Source organism: Deinococcus sp. YIM 134068 (assembly GCF_036543075.1).
In the GTDB taxonomy this organism is placed as follows: domain Bacteria; phylum Deinococcota; class Deinococci; order Deinococcales; family Deinococcaceae; genus Deinococcus; species Deinococcus lichenicola.
Genome location: NZ_JAZHPF010000022.1, coordinates 20,329 through 43,027, shown reverse-complemented (window position 1 = coordinate 43,027; position 22,699 = coordinate 20,329). Strand labels below are relative to the sequence as shown.

The 22,699-nt window shown below is 69.7% G+C and carries 23 protein-coding genes; 9 read left to right on the top strand and 14 right to left on the bottom strand.

Features of this window, described 5'->3' with window-relative positions:
- Positions 1-20: 20 nt before the first annotated feature.
- The 6 genes from V3W47_RS16430 to V3W47_RS16405 form a co-directional block, all read right to left on the bottom strand.
- Positions 21-776, bottom strand: coding sequence for an ABC transporter ATP-binding protein (locus tag V3W47_RS16430; RefSeq protein ID WP_331826308.1), 756 nt, complete (start codon positions 774-776; stop codon positions 21-23).
- A complete protein-coding gene (locus tag V3W47_RS16425; protein WP_331826307.1) occupies positions 773-1,555 on the bottom strand; it encodes an ABC transporter ATP-binding protein in 783 nt (260 codons plus the stop codon). Before V3W47_RS16425 ends, V3W47_RS16430 begins: the two co-directional genes overlap by 4 nt.
- A complete protein-coding gene (locus V3W47_RS16420) occupies positions 1,552-2,544 on the bottom strand; it encodes a branched-chain amino acid ABC transporter permease (protein WP_331826306.1) in 993 nt (330 codons plus the stop codon). The genes V3W47_RS16425 and V3W47_RS16420 overlap by 4 nt, the downstream gene beginning before the upstream one ends.
- The gene (locus V3W47_RS16415) at positions 2,541-3,401 is read right to left on the bottom strand and encodes a branched-chain amino acid ABC transporter permease (RefSeq protein ID WP_331826305.1); all 861 of its coding nucleotides are present in this window, start codon (positions 3,399-3,401) and stop codon (positions 2,541-2,543) included. Before V3W47_RS16415 ends, V3W47_RS16420 begins: the two co-directional genes overlap by 4 nt.
- Positions 3,402-4,460, bottom strand: a complete 1,059-nt coding sequence (locus tag V3W47_RS16410; RefSeq protein WP_331826304.1) for an alpha/beta fold hydrolase — start codon at positions 4,458-4,460, stop codon at positions 3,402-3,404.
- 124 nt (positions 4,461-4,584) lie between these two features.
- The gene (locus tag V3W47_RS16405) at positions 4,585-5,745 is read right to left on the bottom strand and encodes an ABC transporter substrate-binding protein (protein WP_331826303.1); all 1,161 of its coding nucleotides are present in this window, start codon (positions 5,743-5,745) and stop codon (positions 4,585-4,587) included.
- A gap of 102 nt (positions 5,746-5,847) precedes the next feature.
- Here V3W47_RS16405 and V3W47_RS16400 point away from each other — a divergent pair, with 102 nt between their 5' ends.
- Positions 5,848-6,372 carry an isoprenylcysteine carboxyl methyltransferase family protein gene (locus V3W47_RS16400; protein ID WP_331826302.1) on the top strand — a complete coding sequence of 175 codons (525 nt, stop codon included), beginning with the start codon at positions 5,848-5,850 and terminating at the stop codon, positions 6,370-6,372.
- 8 nt (positions 6,373-6,380) lie between these two features.
- Here the strand turns inward: V3W47_RS16400 and V3W47_RS16395 are convergent, their stop codons facing one another.
- A complete protein-coding gene (locus V3W47_RS16395) occupies positions 6,381-6,896 on the bottom strand; it encodes a hypothetical protein (RefSeq protein ID WP_331826301.1) in 516 nt (171 codons plus the stop codon).
- Between the two features lie 148 nt (positions 6,897-7,044).
- On the opposite strand from V3W47_RS16395, the gene V3W47_RS16390 reads away from it, so the two are divergent.
- The gene (locus V3W47_RS16390) at positions 7,045-8,211 is read left to right on the top strand and encodes an MFS transporter (RefSeq protein WP_331826300.1); all 1,167 of its coding nucleotides are present in this window, start codon (positions 7,045-7,047) and stop codon (positions 8,209-8,211) included.
- A 427-nt stretch (positions 8,212-8,638) separates the two neighbouring features.
- On the opposite strand, the gene V3W47_RS16385 is transcribed toward V3W47_RS16390, so the two are convergent.
- The 3 genes from V3W47_RS16385 to V3W47_RS16375 form a co-directional block, all read right to left on the bottom strand.
- Positions 8,639-10,339 carry a helix-hairpin-helix domain-containing protein gene (locus tag V3W47_RS16385; protein ID WP_331826299.1) on the bottom strand — a complete coding sequence of 567 codons (1,701 nt, stop codon included), beginning with the start codon at positions 10,337-10,339 and terminating at the stop codon, positions 8,639-8,641.
- Entirely contained in the window at positions 10,332-11,117 is a 786-nt protein-coding gene (locus tag V3W47_RS16380) for a histidinol-phosphatase HisJ family protein (protein ID WP_331826298.1), read from the bottom strand. Before V3W47_RS16380 ends, V3W47_RS16385 begins: the two co-directional genes overlap by 8 nt.
- A gap of 224 nt (positions 11,118-11,341) precedes the next feature.
- Positions 11,342-12,343, bottom strand: coding sequence for an MBL fold metallo-hydrolase (locus V3W47_RS16375; protein ID WP_331826297.1), 1,002 nt, complete (start codon positions 12,341-12,343; stop codon positions 11,342-11,344).
- Positions 12,344-12,504: 161 nt separating this feature from the next.
- On the opposite strand from V3W47_RS16375, the gene V3W47_RS16370 reads away from it, so the two are divergent.
- From V3W47_RS16370 to V3W47_RS16350, 5 genes are all read left to right on the top strand, one after another.
- The gene (locus V3W47_RS16370) at positions 12,505-14,322 is read left to right on the top strand and encodes an SBBP repeat-containing protein (protein WP_331826296.1); all 1,818 of its coding nucleotides are present in this window, start codon (positions 12,505-12,507) and stop codon (positions 14,320-14,322) included.
- Between the two features lie 93 nt (positions 14,323-14,415).
- Positions 14,416-15,471 carry an ornithine carbamoyltransferase gene (argF, locus tag V3W47_RS16365; RefSeq protein WP_331826295.1) on the top strand — a complete coding sequence of 352 codons (1,056 nt, stop codon included), beginning with the start codon at positions 14,416-14,418 and terminating at the stop codon, positions 15,469-15,471.
- A gap of 10 nt (positions 15,472-15,481) precedes the next feature.
- Positions 15,482-16,024, top strand: a complete 543-nt coding sequence (locus V3W47_RS16360) for a GNAT family N-acetyltransferase (RefSeq protein ID WP_331826294.1) — start codon at positions 15,482-15,484, stop codon at positions 16,022-16,024.
- A complete protein-coding gene (gene argC / locus V3W47_RS16355) occupies positions 16,021-16,962 on the top strand; it encodes an N-acetyl-gamma-glutamyl-phosphate reductase (protein WP_331826293.1) in 942 nt (313 codons plus the stop codon). Before V3W47_RS16360 ends, argC begins: the two co-directional genes overlap by 4 nt.
- A gap of 24 nt (positions 16,963-16,986) precedes the next feature.
- Positions 16,987-17,802: a shikimate 5-dehydrogenase gene (locus tag V3W47_RS16350; RefSeq protein ID WP_331826292.1), complete on the top strand. Its 816-nt coding sequence runs from the start codon at positions 16,987-16,989 to the stop codon at positions 17,800-17,802.
- A 9-nt stretch (positions 17,803-17,811) separates the two neighbouring features.
- On the opposite strand, the gene V3W47_RS16345 is transcribed toward V3W47_RS16350, so the two are convergent.
- The 3 genes from V3W47_RS16345 to V3W47_RS16335 all read right to left on the bottom strand — a co-directional run bounded on the left by V3W47_RS16345 (position 17,812) and on the right by V3W47_RS16335 (position 21,187).
- Entirely contained in the window at positions 17,812-18,480 is a 669-nt protein-coding gene (locus tag V3W47_RS16345; RefSeq protein WP_331826291.1) for a nucleotidyltransferase family protein, read from the bottom strand.
- A 5-nt stretch (positions 18,481-18,485) separates the two neighbouring features.
- Positions 18,486-20,249, bottom strand: coding sequence for a DNA primase (gene dnaG, locus V3W47_RS16340; RefSeq protein WP_331826290.1), 1,764 nt, complete (start codon positions 20,247-20,249; stop codon positions 18,486-18,488).
- A 128-nt stretch (positions 20,250-20,377) separates the two neighbouring features.
- Entirely contained in the window at positions 20,378-21,187 is an 810-nt protein-coding gene (locus V3W47_RS16335; RefSeq protein ID WP_331826289.1) for an exodeoxyribonuclease III, read from the bottom strand.
- A gap of 109 nt (positions 21,188-21,296) precedes the next feature.
- Between V3W47_RS16335 and V3W47_RS16330 the strand changes: the two genes are divergently transcribed.
- Positions 21,297-21,605: a hypothetical protein gene (locus V3W47_RS16330; protein ID WP_331826288.1), complete on the top strand. Its 309-nt coding sequence runs from the start codon at positions 21,297-21,299 to the stop codon at positions 21,603-21,605.
- Positions 21,606-21,608: 3 nt separating this feature from the next.
- Here the strand turns inward: V3W47_RS16330 and V3W47_RS16325 are convergent, their stop codons facing one another.
- Complete coding sequence (locus tag V3W47_RS16325; protein WP_331826287.1) at positions 21,609-22,235, bottom strand: class I SAM-dependent methyltransferase; 627 nt, start codon at positions 22,233-22,235, stop codon at positions 21,609-21,611.
- Positions 22,236-22,438: 203 nt separating this feature from the next.
- Between V3W47_RS16325 and V3W47_RS16320 the strand changes: the two genes are divergently transcribed.
- Positions 22,439-22,657 carry a hypothetical protein gene (locus tag V3W47_RS16320; RefSeq protein WP_331826286.1) on the top strand — a complete coding sequence of 73 codons (219 nt, stop codon included), beginning with the start codon at positions 22,439-22,441 and terminating at the stop codon, positions 22,655-22,657.
- Positions 22,658-22,699: the final 42 nt, after the last annotated feature.

Sequence of the window (22,699 nt, the reverse complement as noted above, 5' to 3'; positions counted from 1 at the left end):
CCTGCAAGTCTGCCCTCTGTCTACAGCGCCAGGTACGCCTCCCGCACCTTCGGGTCCGCCAGCAGCGCCGTCCCCGTCCCCTCGTTCACGACCTGCCCGTTTTCCAGCACGTAGGCGCGGTCGGCGAGCTTGAGGCTCAGGCCCACGTTCTGCTCCACGAGGAGGACGGTCACGCCCTCGGCATTCACGGCCTTCAGAGCTTCGAAGACGGTCTGCGTCATCAGCGGTGAGAGGCCCAGACTGGGTTCGTCCACCACGAGGACGCTCGGGCGGCCCATCAGGGCGCGGCCCACCGCCACCATCTGCTGCTCGCCGCCGGAGAGGGTGCCCGCGAGCTGTCCCTGCCGCTCGCGCAACCGGGGGAAGAGGGTGTAGACGTGCTCCAGCGTCTGTGCCTGCACCGCGCGGGCCTCGGCGCGGAGGGCGGCCCCGAGTTCCAGGTTCTCGCGCACCGTCATCAGCGGGAAGAGTTCGCGGCCCTCGGGGACGTGGCCGAGGCCCAGCCCGACGATCTGCGACGGGGCCGAGCGCGTGATGTCCCGCCCGCCGAGGACGATTCGCCCGCCCGTGGGCCGCACCACGCCGCTCACCGCGCGCAGGGTGGTCGTCTTGCCCGCCCCGTTCGCCCCGATGACGGCGACGAACTCGCCGGGCCGGGCGTGCAGGCTCACGTCCCACAGCACCTGCACCTTGCCGTACCCGGCGGCGAGGTGTTCGATCACGAGGTCTTGTCCCGGCGTGCGGGAGGCAGGTTGAGTGCCCTGAGTCGCGGTCATGCGTGTAGCCCCTCTTCCGTCCCTAAATACGCGGCCACGACCTGCGGGTTCGCCGTCACCTCGCGGTAGGTGCCTTCTGCCAGCACCTGCCCCTGGTCCATCACGACCACCCGGTCGGCGAGGTCGCGCACCACGGGCATGATGTGTTCGATGAAGAGGACGCTCACGCCGCTGTCGCGCACACCCCGGACGAGCGCCACGGCCTCCTGCGCCTCGGCGGGGCGGAGTCCGGCCATCACCTCGTCCAGCAGCAGGACGCTGGGCTGGGTGGCGAGCGCGCGGGCGACCTCCAGCCGCTTGTCCTGCAACAGCGTCAGCTCGTGCGCGGCCTTGTCGGCGTGCGCGGCGAGGCCCGTGCGCTCCAGCAGATCGTAGGCGCGGGCGCGGGCCTCCGGCAGCCGCATCCCCCGCTTGCCGAACAGCGCCCCCACCGTCACGTTCTCGTGAACGGTCATCTCTGGAAAGGGCCGCACGATCTGGAAGGCCCGGCCCAGTCCGGCGTGACACCGCGCCTCCATGTTCGCGTCCGTCACGTCACGCCCGAGCAGGTGCAGCCGCCCCGAGGAGGGCCGGTACACGCCCGACAGCAGGTTGAGCAGCGTCGTCTTGCCCGCCCCGTTCGGCCCGATCACCGCCAGAATCTCGCCCGCGTACTGCGTGAAACTCACGTTCTGCACGGCGAGCAACCCCCCGAACCGCTTGCTCAGCCCCTCGGCGCGCAGGACGACCTCCGATCTGCTGGCCGCTGGCTGCTGGCCGCTGGCCGCCACCGCCGTCACAGGTCCCCCCCCTGCTTCCCCTTCTTGAACAGCCCCATCAATCCGCGTGGCAGCCAGAGGATGCTCAGCATCAGCACCAGCCCGTACACGACGAGGTAGCCGTTCTTGACGTAGTTGTGCAGCATCTCCTCCGCCACCCGCAGCACCGTCGCCCCCAGCACCGGGCCGAGCGTGGTGTACAGCCCCCCGAAGATGGAGGTCGTCAGCGGCGCGATGGAGTTGGCGAGGCTGAAGGTCTCCAGCGGATTGATGAAAAAGGTCTTGCCCGCGAACAGCACTCCGCCGAGCGCCGCCAGGAACGACGAGATGAAAAAGGCGAGCAACTTGTACCGCACGATGCTGACGCCGAGGACGCGCGCCGTCTCCTCGCCCTGCCGGATCGCCGCGAAGGCGTGATGCAGCCGCGTGAAGCGCACCGCGAGGCTCACCCCCACCGTGACGAGCAGGACGACGAGGGCGAGGAAATACTGCGCCCGCGCGTTCCCGCCCAGCAGCGCCGGGACGAGCAGCCCGTTCGCGCCGCCCGCCACCGACTCGGGCAGGTTCTGGATGATCGTCCGCACGACCTCCGTGAAGGCGAGTGTGGCGATGGCGAAGTACATCCCGCTCAGGCGCATGGTGACGGCCCCGAGGATCAGGCTGATCAATCCCGCCATCAGCGCCGCGAGGGGCATCGCCACGAACCAGGGCACGACCTTGCCGAGCAGCGCGAAACCGTAGGCCCCCAGTCCGTAGAAGGCGGCGTGCGCGAGGCTCACCTGACCACTGCGCGCCAGGATGTCCCACGACAGCGCCAGAATCCCGGCGACCACCGTGAAAAAGGCGATCTGGAGCAGATATTCCGCCCGCATCCCGAGCGGCAGGAAGGGGAAGGCGAGCGCGAGGAGGAAGAACAGGCCCAGCGGCACGAACGCCCGCTCGGTGAACTCGGGACGGCGGACCACGGCCCGCGTGAGTTCGGCGGCCCGGCTCCCAACCTGCCGAGTCACCGTGCTCCCCGGAACGAACGGAACACCAGCGTGGCGAAGATCAGCAGGAAGAACACCGCGTCGCTCCAGCCGCCGCCGCCCGGCACGTAAGTTTGCACGAGGGCCTCCGACACGCCGAGGACCACCGACGCCCACAGCACGCCCGTCAGGTTGCCCAGCCCCGCCATGACGATGATGGCGAACGCCTTCAGCGCGAACACCAGCCCCACCGTCGGCGACGCGAAGAGCAGCACGGCGACGAGCACGCCCGCCACCGCCGCCAGCCCGCACGCCACCCCGAAGGCGATGAGGTACACCCGGTCCACGTTGATGCCGATGAGCTGCGACCCCCGGCGATTCTGCGCGACCGCGCGCATCTGGCGACCCAGGTTCGTGCGGTAGAGCATGGCGTACAGCCCGGCGAGGATGGCGGCGGCGAAGCCGAAGGCGATCAGCTTCGGCCCACCCACGCTGAGTTCGCCCAGGCTGATCGAACTCGCCTGGTACGGCGTCGTGACCGTGCGCGTGTTGCCGCCCAGCCACATCAGCGCGAGGTTTTGCAGCAGGATGCCCAGCCCGAAGGTCAGGAGCATCTGGTTGAGTTCGGGCGCGAGGAGAACATGGCGGATGCTCACCCGGTAGGTCAGCGCCCCAACCGCGAAGACGGCGACGGCGGCGAGCGGCAGCGACACGAGGGGATCGACGCCGAGGTACGCGCTCAGGCCCCAGGCCAGGAAGGCACCGATCATCAGGAACTCGCCGTGCGCGAAGTTCACGATGCCGACCACGCCGACCGCCAGCGCCAGCCCCGACGCGACGAGGGCGTAGATGCCGCTTTGCAGCAGGCCGTTCAGGAGGGTTTGCAGAAAAAGGTCCATCTAGGGGTGCGGCTCCTCTCGCAGATGTTCGGTGAGGGCGGTTACAAAGGCGTCCGGTGCCTCCAGAAAGGGGGAGTGGCCCACGCCGGGCAGCACGACCTCGCGGAAGGTGCCGCCGTTCGCCCGTCCCCGCTCCAGCAGGGCGCGCGTCTGCGCCAGCATGGGCTGGGGCGGGCAGGTGTCCGCGCCGGGCCAGCCGGGCACCACGCCCAGCGCCCCGAGCTGCGCGAGGTCGAACAGGCTCGCGTCCCCCACGATGGCGTCGGCGTCCCCGCGCACCCACAGCACGGGCGGCGGCGGCTGGAGGTCAGCGAAGGCGCTCAGGTTCAGATATTTCGGGCTGAAGGCGTTCGCCACGCCCCGCGTACCCGGCGCGACGTTCGGCCAGTGCCCGCTCGGCGTGAGGTCGCCGGGGTAGTGGTCGTCGCCCGTGCGGGTGGCAAGCATGGCGGAGAGCCACTCTTCCTCCTGCCCCGGCGACGGGGTGAGGGTCTGCGGGTTGACGTAATACTTCCGCAGCACGTCGCGCGGGCTGCCCGGCGCGTCCGAGCGGTCGCCCGCCGCCACCGCCGCCACGAACGCCGCGTTCACCGTGCCGCCCCCCGACCCCGCGAAGTCCGGCGCGTTCGGTGTGCCCTCCGGCCCGTGCGTGCCCCCGAACCCGAAGGGGCTGATCGGCGCGACCAGCGTCAGCGAGCGCACCCGCTCCGGGTGGTCCACGGCCACGTTCATCACCACCCCGCCGCCGAGGCTCCAGCCCAGCAGGTCGGCGTCCGCCCAGCCCAGCGCATCCAGCAGCGCCGTCAGGTCGTCCGACCAGTCGCGCAATCCGCGCGTGGCGTCCACGGGGGCCGCCTCACTCCCCCCGTAGCCGCGCAGGTCGGGCGCGACCGCGTGCAGGTCGTCCGGCAAGGCCTCCAGCACCTCGCGGAAGCAGGCCCCGCTCGACACGTTGCCGTGAACCAGCAGCACCCGCCGCCGCGCCGTGCCCAACGCGGGCCGTTCCAGCACATGCGTCTGGAGGCGCGCGGTCGGGACCATCCTTGAATTGACGGGCATCTCCAGTCCTCTCTGTGTCCGAACGTCAGGGGCCGCCCACCCGGAAGCGGTGCGGCCCATTGGAGCGGTCGGCTCTCAGCTTTCAGCGATCAGCGAAACCATGCTAGAGCTGACCGCTGATGGCTTACTTGCTCCACACCATCGGCTTTTGCGCGAACTTGATCGGGAACACCGGCACCCGGCCCTCGCCGAGGAACTGGAAGTGCAGCCAGTTGCCCGCCTTGAAGCCCTGGTACTGGGTCTTGTTGCTCTTGGAGAAGGTCAGGGGGCCGAAGGGGGTGGGCGTGTTCGTCGCGGCGAGGGCGGCGGCCACCTTCTCCTTGTCGGTGCTTCCGGCCACGTTAATGGCGGCGGCGAGCGTCTTGAGGTTCACGTAGGCGAGCGGCGCGAAGTATTCCTCGGTGACGTTGCCGAACCGCTTGCGGTAGGCGGCGACGAACTTGCGGCTCTCGGCCTGCGGGCTGGCGGGCAGCCACAGGCTCAGGCCCGCGATGTTGTCCGACAGGTTGTTCTTCTCGAAGCCCACGGGCCACGAGGGCGGCGTGCCATACACGAGGCCGACTTGCAGGTTCTGCTGCTTGATCTCGGTGGCGAGCGGCAGGGCGTCGGTGTCGTAGCCCACCCAGTAGAAGATGTCGGGCCGCGCGGCCTTCGCCTTGCTGATCAGGGGGCCGAAGCTGCCGCTGCCCGTCTTGAACTTCTCGGTCATCACGACGTTGAAGCCCGCCTTCTTGAACGCGGCCACGGTGTCATTGATGCCCGCGCTGCCGAAGGGGCCGTCCTCGTAGGCGATGGCGATGTTCCTGGCCTTTTTCTGGGTCTTGAGCGTCTTGAAGTAGCCGAGGATCGCCTCGAAGTTGTAGTACGACCACGGGTGGTAGTGGAAGAAGTACGGGTGGTCGGCGAAGGCGTCCTCCACGGGCACCGCCGCCGCGCCGATCCACGCCATGAAGGTGCCGTACTGCTTGGCCGGACCGCTGATGGCGATGGAGGTGGCGCTGCTCACGCCGCCCGCCATGAAGTCCACCCTGTCCACCGTCACGAGCTTGACGAACTCCGGCACGGCCTTCGCGGGCGAGGAGCCGTCGTCGGCGAATTCCACCTCCAGGGGCTTGCCGAGAACGCCCCCGGCCTTGTTGATCTCGTCCAGCGCGAGCAGGTAGCCGTTGCGGGCCGCCTGCCCGGAAACGCTGCCCGCGCCCGAGAGAGGAAGCAGCACGCCGACCTTTACCGCGCCCGCGCCGGACAGCGCGAGCAGAACGCCCGTCAGAAGCATTGTTTTCATGTTCGGGGGCAGTGTAGGGGAGGGACGTTACTCGTGTGTTACAGCCGGGGGTGGAGGGTGGAAGCCAGAAGGCCGGGGGCGTTCCGCTCTAAGCTCGGGGGGATGAAGGCCCGCACCCTCGCCCCCCTCCTCCTCGCCTTCCTGACCGTCCAGCGCCTTCTGGAGCTGCGGGTGGCCCGCGCCAACGAACGCTGGGCACGCGACCACGGTGCTGTGGAGGAGGGGCGCGAACACTACCCCCTCTTCTTCGTGCTGCACCCGGCGTGGATGGTGAGCACGCTGCTGGAGGGCCGCCGCTCCGCCGGACAGGTCAACCTCCCCGCCCTCGTCCTGTTCGTGCTCGCGCAACCGCTCCGTTACTGGGTCATCCGCACGCTCGGGCGCTACTGGAACACCCGCATCCTGATCGTGCCCGGCGGGGAACGGGTCACGGGCGGCCCCTTCCGGTTCATCCGTCACCCGAACTACGCGGTCGTCGCGCTGGAACTCGCCTCCGCCCCGCTCGCGGTCGGCGCGTGGCGCACGGCGCTCGCCTTCACGCTGCTCAACGCCGCCCTCCTGCTCCTCATCCGCATCCCCGCCGAGGAACGGGCGCTCCGGGCCTACGTGAAGACCACCAACCCCTGACCCCTGTCCTACCTGTGCCTCTCCCGCCAGCGCCTCGGCGCGCGGCGCTCGAAGACCAGCCCGCCCGGCGTGTCGGCAAGTTGGAGGGCGGCATACACGCGCACGCCCTGCGTCTCCAGGCGGCTGCGTGCCCCGGCGCTCGTGCGCTCCACCGCCGCCGCGACGGCCACGACCCGCAGCCCGTGGGCGGTGACGTGGGCGACGGCCTCCAACTCGGGGGCACCGCCCGCCAGGTGTTCGGTGACGAGGACGACCTCGCCGCTGGGCGGGATGGTGGGAAGCCACGCGTTCACGTCGCCGGGGAGGTGCGCCTCCAGCAGCGGAAGGCCCCGTGCCTGCGCGAGTGCCCGCGCGAGGGGGACCGCGCCGGGCAGGGTGACGACCGCATCGAGTTCGGGCAGACCCGCCGCGAAGACCCCGGCCAGCGCCACCCACTGTCGCTCGGGCAGCTCCACGAGCCGGAGGCGCAACCGCTCCTCGGAGGGGAGGACGGCGGCGATCTCTTGCCGGAACGAGGCGACCATGCCCCCAGCGTAGCGGCTGGGGGGCGCGGGCGTGATCCCCCCGCCGGGTGGGAAGAACTTCACAATTCGGGGGGAGGGGCCGACAGAGGGAAGGCTCCGGCCCGCCCTGCTGGACGCCCCGGAGGAACGGGGGCGTAGGGTGGACCTCATGCAAGCGACCGCCGCGCACACCGCCACCCGCCACGCCACCGCCGTCGCCGTGGCGGTCACGGCGGGGCACTTCATCAACGACGCCTACGGGGCGATGCTCACGCCGCTGACGCCCGCGCTGCAAAGCAAGTACGGGGTCAGCATCGCCGCCGTCACCCTGCTCTCCAGCGTCTACAGCCTGACGAGCAGCGTCCTGCAACCCCTCCTCGGCATCGTGGGCGAGCGGCTGGACCGCCGCTACGCCGCCGCCCTCGGCCCCCTGATGACCGGACTGGGCCTGACCATGATGGGCTTCGTGCCGTGGTTCGGGGCGCTCGTGCTGCTCGTGGCCGTCGCGGGTTTCGGGAGCGGCTTTTTCCACCCGGCGGGGGCGGCCTACGTCGCGCTGAACAGTCCGGCGGAAAAGCGTGGGCTGTGGGCCAGCTTATTTAGCGCGGGTGGAACGGGCGGCATGGCGCTGGGTCCCGTCTTCGCGGGCGTCGGGCTGACGCATCTGCCGTGGTTCGCCCTGATCGGTGCCGTGGTTGCCGCCATCACCTTCGCCGTCACCCCATCGGGGCGGTCGTCCGGTCGGCGGGTCAGTCTCGCCGAATACGCCCGCATCTTTCGGGGGCCGCTCGTGTCGCTGTGGGCGATGGCCGTGCTGCGGTCGCTCGCCAGCATGGGCTACAACGCCATGCTCCCCTTCATCCTGCTCGCGCGGGGCTTCGGGGCGCGGGAGGTTGGCATCACGCTCGCCGTGTACGCCGTCGCCAGCGCCGTGGGTGGCATCGTCGGCGGGCGGGCGAGCGACCGCTACGGGCGGGTTCCGGTGTTGCGGGCCGCCATCCTGACCACCATCCCGTTCTTCGCGCTGCTAATCCTGTCCAGCCCGGCCTCGTGGTGGTTCTATCCGCTCACGTTCCTCGTCGGGGCCGCCGTCAACGCGAGCGTTCCGGTGGGCGTGGTCGCCGCGCAGGAGTACGCGCCGGGGCATGTGGCCGTGGCGAGCAGCATCATGATGGGGTTCTCGTGGGGCTTCGCGGGTTTGCTGATCTTCCTCGTCGGGGCGCTGGCGGACGTGACGAGTCCGACGACGGCGGCGCTCGTCAGCCTGACGCTGCTGCTTCCCAGTGCGGTGATCGCGTATCGGTTGCCGGAGCCGGGGCGGGTGGGGTTTGAGTGATGGGAGTTGGGGGGCTGGGGGTCTTGCTTCGATTTGCCCCCTCCCCCCAGCCCCCTGCCCCCTCTGGGGGGAGGGGGAGTGGCGCTGCGCTAGGCAAAGGGCCTGTGGGCCGCCCCCGTGGTCGAGTTCTCAGCGTGGCAACGTTTGATCTTGTTGCGGTCTATTTGGAAGGCCCACCCAGGGAGCTCCGCGAGCCGACGTGGTGGTGGAATGGGGCGTCGGCTTATGGGCGAGGATTGGGCGTCGAGAGTGACGGTTTTGGGAGGCGAAAGCACAAGCAGCTTTTCTCCCTCTCCCCCGTGGGAGAGGGCCGGGGGGAGGGGGCGACGTGACGACTCCACCTCCCAATCCCCACAAGCAATCTGTTGCCCCTCCCCCCTCGTGGGGGAGGTTGGGAGGGGGGGAGCAAGCAACGCTTGCCCTCTCCCTACCCCCGCCCCGCCCGCTGCCTCTGCACGAACTCCAGAAATTCCGCCTGTCCCAGCGTGTTCACCACGCGGCCCGGCGTCAGGCCCGCCTTGCGCGCGATGAGGACGCCGAAGCGGGTGTCGCCCAGCCCGGCGGGGACGTGCGCGTCGGTGTTGATGGCGAAGGTCAGGCGGTCACGCCAGCGCAACGCCTCGCGCCAGTCGAGGTCGAGGCGGTAGGCGTTGGCGTTGATCTCCACCACCGTTCCATGCTGCTCGCACGCGGCCAGCACGGCGTCCAGGTCCAGCGCGTAGCCGGGGCGGCGCAGGAGGAGGCGGCCCGTCGGGTGGCCCAGGATGGTGACGAGGGGGTGGGAGGCGGCGCGGATGAGGCGCTCGGTCTGCCGCCCCGCGTCGAGGGTGAAGAGGCTGTGGACGCTGGCGACGACGTAATCGAGGTTCGCTAACTCCTCGTCCGGGTAGTCGAGCGAGCCGTCCTCCAGGATGTCCACCTCGGACCCGGCGAGGACGGGCAGGCCCGCCGATTGCAACTCGCGGACCTCGCGGATGTGGGCGCGCAGGCGCTCGACGCTCAGGCCGTTCGCGTAGTGCGCGGCGCGGGAGTGGTCGCCCGTGCCCAGGAAGGCGCGGCCCCGGCGCACCGCCTCCTCGGCCATCTCGCGCACGGTCGCGGCCCCGTCCGACCAGAGCGAGTGGGTGTGCAGCATTCCCCGGATGTCGGCATCGGTGACGAGTTCGTCGGGATGCGGCAGGGTCTCCCAGATCGCGTCGTGTTCCGGCTCGCGGTACTCGGGCGGGCGCAGGGTGAGGGCGAGTTCGCGGGCCACGTCCTCCTCGGTCGGGGTGGGGATGAGCTGACCGCCCCGTTTCAACCCGCGCCCGCTGAGGTCGAAGCCCTTTGACATGGCCTCGGACCGTAACGCCTCGCGGTACTCGGTACTCCCGCCCATCATCAGGTCGAGCGCCCCGCGTACCTCCGCCGGACTGTAGGCGACTTCCACGGGCACGCCGTCCACCCGGCCTGACAGTAGAGGCTTGGGGTCCACGGGGGCCAGCCCCTCCACCCACCCGGCGAGGCGGGCCGTCACGTCCTCCGCCGTGCCCGTGACCGTCACGCGGGCGGCGCGCACGGTGTCCAGGCCGCGCCGGGCGTCCCCCGATACGCGGGCGTCCAGGTCGGCCAGCCGCGCGGCCAGGGCCTGCGCCACGTCCAGCCCGGTGCTGAGGTGCTGGCGCTCCTGCGCCGCCAGCGCGAACTCCACCGCCTCCAGGATGCTCGCCGCGCTCTTGCTCCCGAAGCCCTTGAGACCTGCCACCCGCCCGTCCCTCGCCGCCTCACGCAACGTTTCGAGCGAGTCGATGCCCGCGTCCCACAGCAGCCGGATTTTCTTCGGCCCCAGCCCGCGCACCCGAAATAAGCCCAGCACGCCGGGCGGCACCTGGCTCGCGGCGTCCTCCAGCGGCTCGAAGAGGCCCGTCTCGGCGTAGGTGACGAGTTCGGCGGCGATGCTCTTTCCGACCTTCGGTACCCCCGCGAAGCCCGACGCGACGAGTTCGGCGGCGTCCGCGTCCAGCGCTTCCAGACTGCGCGCCGCGCCCCGGTAGGCATTGGCGCGGAAGACCTCCTGCCCCAGCAGGTCGAGGAGGTCGGCGGTGGTCTTGAGGACGCCCGTGAAGTTCTTGCGGCTCAGGTCAGCCATGCCGCGTCCTGCCCGCATAGGTCACGATGCGCCCGTCCACGTCATGAAGCTGCTTAATCGCATCCGTAAAGTGGAAGCCGACCTCCTCGGGCCGGTGCGCGTCGCTGCCGAGGACGAAGGTAATGCCGCGCTCGGCGGCGGCGCGGGTGAGGTCGGGGGCGGGGTACGCCTCGGCCACGGGCTTGCGCCACCCCGCCGTGTTGAAGTCCAGCGACAGCCCGCGCTCGGCCACCACATCGAGGGCGTGCAGGGCCGCGTAGCCGTCGGGGTCGCGGTGCCCGAACTTCTTGGGAAGGTCGAGGTGCCCGATGGCGTCGAACAGCCCGGAGCGTGCCGCCCCCTCCACGAGCGCGTAGTAGTGGCGGTACAGGGCACCGAGGTCCCGCTCCCCGTACTCGGCCACGTACTCGGGGTTGTCGAAGCCCCACGCGCCGATGTAGTGGACGGAGCCGATCACATAGTCCCAGTCGTAGGTGTCCAGCACTCCCGCCACGTACCGCTCGGTGCCGGGGTGAAAGTCGGCCTCCAGCCCCAGGCGTACCTCCAGCCGTCCCCCAAACTCGGCGCGGGCCTCCAGCACGGCCTCCACGTACTCCCCGAGCTGGTCCCGCCGCATCCGCCACGGCGCGTCGTACCACGCGGGCATGGGGATGTGGTCGGTGAAGCACACGCCGGAAAGCCCCGCATCGAGGGCGGCCTGAGCGTACTCGCGTGGCGTGCCCGTCGCGTGCCCGCACAGCGGCGTATGCATGTGAGAGTCGAAGAGGGGGGCAGTCATGGGGGATAGGGTACGGGATGGGCGGCGTCCTGACTTGGGGCTGGGGCGTGGGTGAAGGAGAAGGCGTTTGGCTGCTGACTTCTGGCCGTTTTTGAGTGTTGGCAAAGACGCTCGACTTTTCCCAACCAAGCGAGGAACACGATCTTTGTGCCTCTTGTGAAGGAGGCCGGGTGGGGGTGGCAAGCCCCGCTTGCCCTTCTCGCTCACGGCTGAGAGCTGACCGCTTATCCCTCACCTCCCACCCACCCCGACGGAAAACGGGTCGCCGGGAAGACCGCGCGTGCCGTTTGCAGGAACTCCGGCCACCGCTCAGCCCGGTAGCGGCGCGAGAGGTGGAGCAGGCAGAGGTCCCGCACTCCTGCCGCATTTGCCAACGTCGCCACCGCGTCGGCGGTCGTGTGGTCGTTGCGCCGCGCGAGGTCGGCATCCTCCGGGAGGTACTGCGCCTCGGCGTAGAGGGTGTCCACGCCCGCGAGGAGGGGCGTGAGGCGGGCGAGTTCGGCGGCGTCCAGCCGGAAGTCCGTCAGGTAGGCGAGGCTGCCGCCCTGTTCCCGGCGCAGCAGGAGGGAGCGCAACTCCTTCGCGTCGTGCTGAGTGCCGTGAACGTCCAGCGTCCCCGTCGCCCCCGCCTTCAGCGCGGCGAGCCACGGTCCCCCCCTCAGCTCCAGCGCCGCCAGTTGCGCCGTGTCCACGCTCACGCGCTCCGGCTCGCGGACGACGTAGCCGAGGCAGACGCCCTGATGTTGAAGTGAAATGGCCTCCACGCTGGCCTCGGAGGTGGTGAAGAGCGGCCCGGCGTGTGGTCGCGTGCCCTCCTCGTGCGCGACCTCGAACGCCTCGTGCAGCTCGAAGCGGAAGGTGCGGATTTCCTCGGCATTCACGTCATGCACGCGCCACGTGCCGCGCAACTCCGGCGCGTGGTTCCACCAGTACCCCCGGAAACGGTGAGAGAGGATGCGCGCCGTGCCGGGTGGCCCCCACACGTGGTTCTCCCGCCCCGGCAGGTCGAAGGTGGCCCGGAAGAGGGCGTCGAAGCCCGCCACATGGTCCATGTGCAGGTGCGAGAACAGGACGTGATTCACCGCCCGCACCTCCGCGAAGGGCAGCGCGTCCAGCGTCCGCGCCCCACAGTCCAGCAGCAGCCGCGTCCGCCCCTGCCCGGTGTCCGCCGTCACCCACAGCGCATTGTCGTCCGCCGGAAGTCCCAGCACTAGGGCCGTCAGCATGGGGGACAGGGTAGGGGAGGGAAGGGGACGCCGGTCGCCACCTCCTACGCTCATCTCTCCTTAATGAATGGACGTCCTGCTCGATGTGCGGCATGAGGTTTTTCACAATGTGTCTAAAATGAGGAAGCTCAACATATCTCAGAGATCGTCAAGGAGAACATATGGTCGGGAGAATCCGGCGTCGTTCCATTGTCTCATCCCCGCTCACCCGCCGCGCCGGAGTCCTGCTCCTGGGTGCCGCGCTGCTCGGATGCAGTCAGCAGGCGTCTCTCCCTATATCCGGGACGGGAGGAGGTTTTCACCTGGAGGCGGAGGAGGGGAGCATCGAGCCGGACGTCACCGCCCAGGTCAGCGGGCAGGCGGTGTCCGACCCCATCAGCGGCGGGCGCGGCATCTCCGACCCCGCCGCCAGCGGGGGCCGCGCCGTCGCCCTGTGGGGCACCAACGACGCCGTGAACTTCACCGTCCCCGCCTCCCTCCCCGCCGGGCGCTACACCGTCCGCTTCCGGGGACGGGGCGAGGCCTACCAGGGCTGGCCCACCGTGGCCTTGCTCGACCGCCACTGGCGACGGCTGGCGACCGCGACGCTGGACACGGCGACGTACGACCTGCGGACGTTTGGGGAGTTCGAGGTGCAGCCGGGGCAGACGTTGGTGTTCCGCTTCCTCAACGACCACTACGAGGGGCCGGGCAGGGACCGCAACGCCGTGGTCGACTACCTCGTCATCGAACCCGTGGCAAGTCAGACGACCGGGTATGCTGTCCAATTCGGTACAGAGCATTGGGACCGGGGGCAGGACATCGCGGTGGACGCGAGCGACAATGCCTACGTTGCGGGGACCGCTGAGGGGACCTTCCCCGGTCAGACAAGGACGGGATTCAACGACGTCTTCGTGCGGAAGGTCAACGCACAGGGGCAGGAGGTGTGGACCCGGCAGTTCGGAGGTGAGGGAGAGGAGGCCGTCGGGGGAATCGCCGTGGATGCAGCAGGAAACAGCTACGTCGCCGGGTTCACCTCCTGGGGTCTGTCCGGTCAGACCTCGCAGGGTGGGTTTGACGCCTTTGTGCGGAAGTACACGGCGAACGGAACTGAGGTCTGGACCCGGCAGTTCGGGACAACTGCCAGGGAGGAATTGAAAGATGTCAGCCTCGACGCCGTGGGGAATGTCTACGTCGTGGGGGTGACGTCGGGGAGCTTGCCGGGACAGACCAATCTTGGGGGCTACGACGGCTTTGTGCGGAAATACACGGCGAACGGGACCGAAGTCTGGACCCGGCAGTTCGGGACGGGGGACTTCGATGTGGCGTGGGCCGTCGACGTGGACGCGGAGGGACACGTCTTCGTTGCAGGAAATACCAGCGGCGTCTTACCCGGCGCTGCCGTGGAGGGAGGCAGCGGCGTCTTCGTGAGCAAGTTCACGGCCTTCGGTGAGGTGATCTGGACCCGGCAGTTCGGGAGTCACACGCCCGACGGCTCCGCCCTGGACCCCACCTATTCCTACCCGTCCGGCCTCCCCATGCTGGACGATAGCGTCAACGACCTGGAAGTGGATGCAGCCGGGAACGTCTTCGTCGCGGGCCGCATCAACTTTGACCGGGCGCTTCCGGGACAGACGAGCGCGGGCGGCGGTCTCGACGCCTACGTGCGCAAGTACAGCCGTGACGGAGTGGCGCTCTGGACGCGTCAGCCGGGAACGCCCGGCAACGATGTCGGTAGTCTTGCGCTCGACTCGGCGGGGAACGTTTTCCTCGCTCGGACCTTCAACGTCGTCCCCCTCGCCGCCGAGACCTCGGTCCTCAAGTACACCCCGGACGGCACACTGCTCCAGACCCTGGACCTGGGCGGGCCGGGGAATGTGGGAGCGGTTTCGGTGGGCAAGACAGGCAATATCTTCCTGACTGGCTTCACATTGCAGCCCCTGCCGGGGTACGTCCAGAGGGGCAAGCTCGACGCCTTCGTGACAAAGCGCATTCCCTAGTTCCCTCCCCAATTTCCAGAGGCGGGCTGGGAGTTGACCCCTGGCCTGCCTCCGCCTGCATCTTTTCTCACCCGCCGCGTATACTTCCTCTCTATGACGAAGGCCGCCCTGACCGCTCAGGAAACCGAGACGACAGGAGGCATGGGGCAAACGCCGCCCGTGCCCAACTCAGTCCCGGTGAATAATCCTGCGCTCCTCACCCCGGAGACGCTGCCCGCCCCCGTCCTCGCCGGGCGCGACTTCCTGAGCAATCTGGACATGACGCCCGCCGAGTTGCGCGCCGTGCTGGACACCGCCCACTCCATGCGCCGGGGCGAGTGGCGCAACGTCAAGCCCCTGTCCGGCCTGAGCCTCGCCCTCGTGTTCGAGAAGGCGAGCCTGCGGACGCGCACGACCTTCGACGTGGGCATGTACCAGCTCGGCGGGCACGCGATCACCCTCTCCAACGCGGAGATCGGCCTCGGCACCCGCGAGCGCGTCCCCGACGTGGCGCGCAACCTCGAGCGCTGGGTGGACGGCGTGATGGGCCGCGTCTACCTCCAGCAGACGTTGCAGGAACTCGCCGACCATGCCTCCATTCCCGTCATCAACGGGCTGAGCGACATGCTGCACCCCGCGCAACTCCTCGCGGACTACCAGACCATCGAGGGGGAGTTCGGTACCCATCTCGCCGGGCGGCGGGTCGTGTACATCGGCGACGGCAACAACCTCGCCAACAGCCACATCCACATGGGCATCCTGACGGGGACCGACGTGACCATCGTGACCCCGGTCGGTTACGAGCCGAACGCGGGCGTCCTCATGGATGCGGTGAAGGCGGGCGTGGGCGTCACCCTCACCCATGACCTCTCCGCCGTGGAGGGTGCCGACGTGCTGTACACCGACGTGTGGATCAGCATGGGGCAGGAGGCCGAGGCCGACATCCGCCGCCGCGCCTTCCGGGGTTATCAGGTCACGCCGGAGATGCTGGAGACCATCGCCCCGCACGGCATCTTCCTTCACTGCCTGCCCGCCCATTACGGCGAGGAGACGGTGCCGGAGGCGACCGAGCACCCCAAGTCCCGCGTGTTCGATCAGGCCGAGAACCGCCTGCACGCGCAAAAGGCGCTGCTGTACCACCTGCTGGGAGGGGCGAGGCCCCGCTGGTAAGCTGACGAGCATGAGCCGCGTTGTCCTGCGCCCCCTGATCTCGGCTGACGCGCCCGCGCTGACCGCGTACCGCAACGACCCGGAGGTGGCCCGGTATCAGGGCTGGCCCTTGCCTTACCCGCTGGCGGCGGCTGAGGCATTGATCCACACGATGGATGGTCGGACCCCAGGACAGGACGGCTGGACGCAACTGGCCCTGGCGGACGCGGACACCGGGGCGCTGCTGGGCGACCTTGCCGTACGGGGTGCGGGTCAGCAGGCCGAAGTCGGCATCACGCTCGCTCCTCACGCGCAGGGGTACGGCCTAGCCGCAGAAGGGCTGAACCTGCTGATCGCACACCTGTTCGGGGCACTCGCCCTGCACCGCGTCTACGCCAGCGTCGATCCCCGCAATCGCCGCGCTGCCGCGCTCCTCGCCCGCGCTGGATTCCGGCACGAGGGCACCACCCTGGAAAGTTACCTTCACCGGGGCGGGTGGGCTGACGATGCCATCCACGGCCTGCTGGCGCGTGAGTGGCGAGCCAGGCATCCCCAGGAGAATCTCGTTTCATGACCCCCACAATCTTCATCGACGGCGAGGCCGGAACCACGGGCCTGCACATCCGCCAGCGGCTCGCGGGCCGCCCCGACCTCGAACTCCTGAGCATCGACCCCGCGCGGCGCAAGGACCCGGAGGCGCGGGCCGAACTCCTGAACGCCGCCGACCTCTCCATCCTGTGCCTGCACGACGACGCGGCGCGCGAGGCCGTTCAACTCACCACGAACCCGAACGCCCGCCTGCTCGACGCGAGTACGGCGCACCGGGTTGCAGAGGGCTGGGTTTTCGGCTTCCCCGAGCTGGACGCGGGGCAACCGGGGCGCATCCGCACGGCGCGGCGGGTGAGCAATCCCGGCTGCTACAGCACGGGGGCCATCGCCCTGCTCGCGCCCCTGACGGCAGCGGGGCTGCTTCCGGCGGACCATCCTGTGAACATCCAGGGCTTCAGCGGATACTCGGGCGGCGGGCGGGCGCTCGTGGACGCGCACGAGAAGGACCAGCCCCATCCCATGCGCGGCGCGTACCTGAGCTATGGCCTGAACCTCGACCACAAGCACCTGCCCGAGATGATGCGCTACGGCGGCCTGACCCGCACGCCGATCTTCACCCCGAACGTGGGCGCGTGGGCACAGGGGATGACCGTGACCATCCCGCTGCACCTGGAGGCCCTGGGCGTGTCCGCCGCCCGGCTCCACGAGGCGCTCAGCGACCATTACGCGGGTGGGCGGTACGTGCGCGTCGCCGCTCAGGCCGAGAATCCCGCCATCCTCGATCCTCAGGCGCTCAACGGCACGAACGACATGGAACTCTTCGTCTACCCCAGCGCGGACGGGGCGCGGGCCGTCCTGGCCGCCCGGCTCGACAACCTCGGCAAGGGGGCGAGCGGCGCGGCAGTGCAGAATCTGGACGTGATGCTGGGGCTGGGGGAACCTGCCTCCCCGGTCCCCGCGTGAGGCTGTGTTGAAATCGAGGCCGAGTTGAAACCGAGAATCGGCAGGGATACCCGGCTGTGCATATCGCTGGCGGGCCGCCCCGGCAATTTCGGCACCCGCTTCCACAACGCGCTGTACGAGGAGCTGGGCCTCGATTACGTCTACAAGGCGTTCACGACGACCGATCTGCGGGCGGCTATCGGTGGCGTCCGCGCGTTGGGCATCCGGGGCTGCGCGGTCTCTATGCCCTTCAAGGAGGCGTGCATCCAGTTCCTCGACGAACTCGACCCCTCCGCCGCCGTCATCGGCTCGGTGAACACCATCGTGAATAACGACGGGTATCTGCGCGCCTACAACACCGACTACATCGCGGTATCGAAGCTGTTGGAAGGCGTGCCCACCACCTCCACCTTCCTCCTGCGGGGAAGCGGCGGGATGGCGAAGGCGGTGGCGTACGCGCTGCGGGACGCGGGCTTTCGTTCGGGCACCATCCTCGCCCGGAACGAAGGGGCCGGGCGGGTGCTGGCGGAGGCATGTGGGTTCGCGTGGCACCCCAGTCTCGACGGCATTGAGGCCGATCTCCTCGTCAACGTCACCCCCATCGGCATGGCAGGCGGCCCGGAGGCGGACGAGCTGGCCTTCCCACCGGAGACCATCGCGCGGGCACGGACCGTCTTCGACGTGGTGGCCCTCCCGCCGGAGACGCCCCTCATCCGTTACGCCCGACAGCTCGGCAGGCGGGTGATCACCGGGGCAGAGGTCGCCGTCTTGCAGGCGGTGGAACAGTTCGTGCTCTACACGGGCGTTCGCCCTGGCGACGAGCAGATCGGGCGGGCGGCGGCCCTTGCGCGCGGGCCGTAGCGGCTCCGGTCAGGACGCCGTGTTGTCACTGGAAGGCGGCCCGTCCCCGGCCAGCCACGCCTCGGCGCGCGCCAGCGCCCCCGGCGTGTCCACGTCGAGAAGGTGGGCGGCGGGGAAGGTCAGGGTCACGCTCTCGGTCTCGTGGGCGCGCAGCAGGGCGCGGGGGCCGTGGTCGGCGTCGGGGAGGCCGGGCACTCCGGCGAGCAGGTCGGCGCGCAGGAGGTGGGGTGGGGCGCGCACCGCCTCCTGCCCTTGCTTCCCATCTCCGTACCGGGCGAGGACGGCGGGCGCGGTCGTCTCCCGAAAGGCCGCCAGCAGCGCCGCGTGCATCCCCGCCGTGACGAGCGGCATGTCCGCGAGCGCGAAATTGGCCCCGGCCACGCCCGGCGGCAGGACCTCCACGGCGACCCGGAAGGACCCCAGCAGCCCGCGTGCCGGGTCGGGGTTCACCACGAACGCGAAGGGCAGGTCGGCGAGCGCCGCGCGGACGCCCGCCCCGACCTCGCCGGGAGGCAGCACCGCCAGCAGCCCGTCGTGGCCGCCGCCCGCCAGCGCCTCCGCCGCGTGGCGCACGAGGGGCACGCCGCGCAGGAGGAGGAGCTGTTTGGGCCGTCCCATCCGGGTGCTCCGGCCCGCCGCGAGGAGAACGCCCCAGACGGGGAGGGCGGGTGGGGTCACGAGCTTCAGGCGTGCGCCCGCCGCCCGCGCTTCTCCGCCTCGATGGCCCGCTGCAACTCCCCGATCTGGCGCAGGAGGGCGAGCTGCTCGGCGGGGGCGGCGGCGGCGACCTGGCGCTTGAGCAGGTCCACCTCGGCGCGCAGGGAATCGATGCTCAGCCCCACCTGAATGTCGTCCACGGCGGCGGCGGCGTAGGCCCCCACGTTTTGCTCGTACTGATGGCTGTTTTCGCGCCCGATGGTGCCCGCGTCGCGGCCCTCGAACATCAGGCGGATCAGGAGCTGCTCCTCGGGCTGGCCCCGGAAGACCTCCAGAATGTCGTCGGGGCTGCGCGCCCCCTGCGCGGCGAGCATGACCTTGCGGACCGCCTCGTTGCGCCACGGGGTCGTTCCGTCGAGCTTGGCGAGCAGGGAGGGGTCCACGAGGAGTTGACGCAGGAGGGCGAGTTCGCGGTCCTCCTCGGTGCGCGCCACGCTCATGCCCGCGAGGTGGGTGTCGGTCAGGGTGCGCCGCCGCGCCTTGCTGCCGATCCACTCCAGCAGCGCCTCGGGCCGGATGCCGAGGGTGTGGCATGCCAGCGTCCGCATCCGCTCCGCCCCCTCGTCCAGCGGATCGAGGTTCTGCATCCGTGGGAGGAGGGCCATCAGCACCCGGCGTTTGCCCTCGGTGGTGCCCAGGCCGTGCGCCTCGACCGCCGCCTGCACACGGTACTCCACCTCGTCCAGTCCGCCGTCCAGCGCCGCGCGCAGCCCCGCCCCGTCCCCGGCGAGCAGGGCGTCGGCGGGGTCCTTGCCGCTGGGCACGCCCGTGGCCCGCACCCGGAACTTCGCCCCCAGCACCTGATCCAGCCCGGCAAGGGTGGCCCGCAGCCCCGCCTCGTCCCGGTCGAACAGCAGCGTGAGGCGGGTGGCCCCCAGCCGCTCCAGCAGGGTAGCGTGTTCGGCGGTCAGCGCCGTGCCCAGGCTCGCCACCGCCCCCGTGAAGCCGTGCTGGTGCATGGTGATCACGTCCATGTACCCCTCGACCACGACGAGTTCGGCCCCGTCACTCAGCCCCGCGCGCGCCTTGTCCAGCCCGTACAGCAGCTCGCCCTTCTTGAAGGCCTCCGTCTCCGGCGTGTTGAGGTACTTCGGCTTGCTGTCGTCGAGCACCCGTCCCCCGAAGCCCACGAGGCGGCCCAGGTGATCGCGGATGGGAAACATCACCCGTGCCCGGAAGCGGTCGTACACCCGCCCCGACTCCGGGTTCTCGGTGAGGAGGCCCGCCTCCAGCAATTGCCGTTCGGCGAGGCCCCGGCTGCGCGCCCGTTTCAGCAGGCCGTCCCAGCCCTCGGGCGCGTAGCCCAGCTCGAAGCTCTCGATGGTCCCGTCGGTCAGCCCGCGTCGCCGCAGGTAGTCCAGCGCCGGGCCGGGCAGGTGCTCGCGGAAGTACTCCAGCGCGAAGGCGTTCACATCGTACAGGTCGCGGCTCGACCGCTCGCCGTACTTCGCCTCGACCTGCACGCCCGCCTTCTCCGCGAGCTTGCGGAGGGCGTCGCCGAACGAGAGGTTCTCCGCCCGCTGCACGAAGGAGAACACGTCGCCGCCCGCCTTGCAGCCGAAGCAGTAGAAGTAGCCCTGCTCGGTGTCCACCTGAAAGCTGGGACTCTTCTCCTTGTGAAAGGGACACAGGCCCTTGAGGCGGCCCTTCCCGGCGGGGGAGAGGCGCACGTACTCGCCCACGACCTCCGCGATGTTCAGCCGCGACCGAACATCCTCCTTGGTTCCCACTGCGCCCCTCACCCCCTCGCCGCCGCACACCCACCGGCATGGGCCGGGAGCGGAAGACCCTCAGTGTACTCGCCCGGAGAGGCCGCCGCAAAGTTCCCGAACGGTCGGACGGGGCGGGCGCTGGGGTTCTATTTCTCCCGTCCCTTGCTGGAAGCTGGCTGCTGGAAGCTGGCCGCCCCCTCCACCATCCCCGTCAGCGGCGCGTGGTCGCTGAAGCGCACCCCCCGGTCCACGCCCACGTCCCGCACGGCCACGCCCGCTGCGAGCAGGTAGTCGATGCGCCAGCCGACATCGTTGGCGAAGGCGTTCGCCCGGTTGCTCCACCACGTATACTCCGCCCGCTCGCCGAGCCACGCGCGGTGGGTGTCGGTCAGGCCGGAAGCGAGGTGCGCGGTCATCCACGCCCGCTCGTGGGGAAGAAAGCCGCTGTTTCTCGTGTTGGAGCGCCAGTTCTTGAGGTCGATCTCCCGGTGCGCGACGTTGTAGTCGCCGCCGATGACGAGGGGCCGACCTTCGGCGAGGGTGGCTGCCGTCCACGCCTGATAGTCGGCCAGGATGCGGTCCTTGAACCCCTGCCGCTCGGGGCCGGAGCTGCCGCTCGGCAGGTAGACGCTGACGAAGCGCACGCCCTCCACGACGGCGCTGACAACCCGGCCCTCGTCGTCCATCTCGGGGTGGTTCATGCCCACGCGCACATCCGCGAGGGGGTGCAGGCTCAGGAGCGCCACACCGCTGTAGCCGGGCCGCCGGGCGGGAAACCACGCGCCCGCATAGCCGAGGTCCGCCAGCGCGTCGGGCTGCGGGTCGGCGCGGACCTCCTGGAGCAGCAGCACGTCGGGCCGCTCGCGCGCCACCCAGTCGCGCAGCCCCTTTTTCATGGCACCGCGCAGCCCGTTCACGTTCGTCGTCGTCACCTTGAGGGGGCGCGGGGAGGGCATCGGCGGGAGGATAGCAGGAGGTGAGGACCGGGAAGAGGCGCGTCCTGAAGCCCTCTTCACCCAAATGCCTGACCTCGGTCCAGCGGGCATCGGGTACGCTGGGGATGGTATGGCCGAGATCAGATTCCGCAACGAACAGGACGGCAGCGAGTTCGAGATGACCCACCCGAGGGCCGCCCGCGTCCTCGCGGATGTCCAGACCTGGGCGCAACGCAACCAGTACGAGCACGTCGTCTTCTGGCGCGACCCCGACGACGCCCACAAGTTCTGGGTCCAGCTCGGCGACCACCGCCTGAACTACTGGATTCACGACTCCACCTTCACGGAGGGCAAGCACGAGACCGTCGAGATGCAGCTCGACTACGCGCGGGGTGCCCAGCGCCGCAGCGCCGCCGGGTACGAGAAGTTCGACAAGTAGCCGTTAAGCAGGTTTGACAACCACAAAGAGCGCCAGATGCAACGTGTCGTCGACGGGAAAGGCCGTCTGCGGCACGTCGATGTTTGAACCGTAGGATGTGACGACGCCCGCATCCACCGCCGTGAGGGTAACGGGGAGTCGAAGGTCGAGTCGTCGTGCGGTCCAACCCATCTCGGCGAGGGCCGAGCGCAACGCCTCTTCCGGTCCCGGTCCCAGGCCTTCCTGCCCCAACGCCCGCCACGTCTCCCGCAGGTGGTCCGCGCCGTGCGCCGCCAGCACCACACGTCCGCCGGGCCGCAGGACCCGCCAAGCTTCCGCCAGGGCCGCCCGCGCATCTCGCAGATGCCCCAATACCCGCAAGAACGCCACCACGTCGAAGGAGGCGTCGGCAAAGGGGAGAGCGTCTGCCTCTCCTTGTTCCACCTCTGGCCTGCCCGGCTGTGGGTCTATCCCTGCCAGGCGACCCCTATGCCCGCGACCCCTGAGCAGCCTCAGCCCCCGCCCGTCTCCAGCGCCCACACCCAGCAGGTCGGCGGTGGGGGAGAGGGCCAGCGCGCCGAGCAGGGGACCGAACGGCCAGCTCGTCCCCGCAGGCTGTGACAGCCGTTCATCGCGGTCTGCAAGCGCCATACTTTCACCCTGGCTGTACCTTCCCTCCATGTTCGTCATAGCGGCGATTTAAGCCCCCTTCAGAAGGAGGGAAGGATTACTTTTCAGACGGGAGGGGCGCAGCAGAGTCAGGGGCAGTTCGGGCAGAGCGTTTCTGAGACTCGGTGCTATGTCCGGCTTCGTCGGTTTTTCCCCTCCCGGTTCTTGTAGAAAGAGGTTCACGCATGAAACTCTCCAACATCATGTACATCCTCGGCTTTGCCTCCATTCTCGCCTCGGCGGCGAACTTTGTGTCGGGCAACACGAAAACCAGCACCACCGAGGAGAGCGAGAAGGAGCGCGACGCCCTGTTCGTCGGCTTCTGGCCGCCCACGTTCTTCATCCTCGGTAAGGTCATCGAGGACCGCGAGAAGGCGGGCAAGAACATCATCACGGGCCAGTAAACCCACACCAGCGAAGACACCCGGTTTGAGGCCGGGTGTTTT

Coding starts and splice junctions, on each gene's coding strand:
- argC (WP_331826293.1), top strand. CDS start 16,021: ATGACCCCCACAATCTTCATCGACGGCGAGGCCGGAACCACGGGCCTG.
- V3W47_RS16405 (WP_331826303.1), bottom strand. CDS start 5,745: ATGAAAACAATGCTTCTGACGGGCGTTCTGCTCGCGCTGTCCGGCGCG.
- V3W47_RS16325 (WP_331826287.1), bottom strand. CDS start 22,235: ATGGCGCTTGCAGACCGCGATGAACGGCTGTCACAGCCTGCGGGGACG.
- V3W47_RS16415 (WP_331826305.1), bottom strand. CDS start 3,401: ATGGACCTTTTTCTGCAAACCCTCCTGAACGGCCTGCTGCAAAGCGGC.
- V3W47_RS16370 (WP_331826296.1), top strand. CDS start 12,505: ATGGTCGGGAGAATCCGGCGTCGTTCCATTGTCTCATCCCCGCTCACC.
- argF (WP_331826295.1), top strand. CDS start 14,416: ATGACGAAGGCCGCCCTGACCGCTCAGGAAACCGAGACGACAGGAGGC.
- V3W47_RS16385 (WP_331826299.1), bottom strand. CDS start 10,339: ATGGCTGACCTGAGCCGCAAGAACTTCACGGGCGTCCTCAAGACCACC.
- V3W47_RS16320 (WP_331826286.1), top strand. CDS start 22,439: ATGAAACTCTCCAACATCATGTACATCCTCGGCTTTGCCTCCATTCTC.
- V3W47_RS16430 (WP_331826308.1), bottom strand. CDS start 776: ATGACCGCGACTCAGGGCACTCAACCTGCCTCCCGCACGCCGGGACAA.
- V3W47_RS16395 (WP_331826301.1), bottom strand. CDS start 6,896: ATGGTCGCCTCGTTCCGGCAAGAGATCGCCGCCGTCCTCCCCTCCGAG.
- V3W47_RS16410 (WP_331826304.1), bottom strand. CDS start 4,460: ATGCCCGTCAATTCAAGGATGGTCCCGACCGCGCGCCTCCAGACGCAT.
- V3W47_RS16330 (WP_331826288.1), top strand. CDS start 21,297: ATGGCCGAGATCAGATTCCGCAACGAACAGGACGGCAGCGAGTTCGAG.
- V3W47_RS16375 (WP_331826297.1), bottom strand. CDS start 12,343: ATGCTGACGGCCCTAGTGCTGGGACTTCCGGCGGACGACAATGCGCTG.
- V3W47_RS16380 (WP_331826298.1), bottom strand. CDS start 11,117: ATGACTGCCCCCCTCTTCGACTCTCACATGCATACGCCGCTGTGCGGG.
- V3W47_RS16360 (WP_331826294.1), top strand. CDS start 15,482: ATGAGCCGCGTTGTCCTGCGCCCCCTGATCTCGGCTGACGCGCCCGCG.
- V3W47_RS16400 (WP_331826302.1), top strand. CDS start 5,848: ATGAAGGCCCGCACCCTCGCCCCCCTCCTCCTCGCCTTCCTGACCGTC.
- V3W47_RS16390 (WP_331826300.1), top strand. CDS start 7,045: ATGCAAGCGACCGCCGCGCACACCGCCACCCGCCACGCCACCGCCGTC.
- V3W47_RS16335 (WP_331826289.1), bottom strand. CDS start 21,187: ATGCCCTCCCCGCGCCCCCTCAAGGTGACGACGACGAACGTGAACGGG.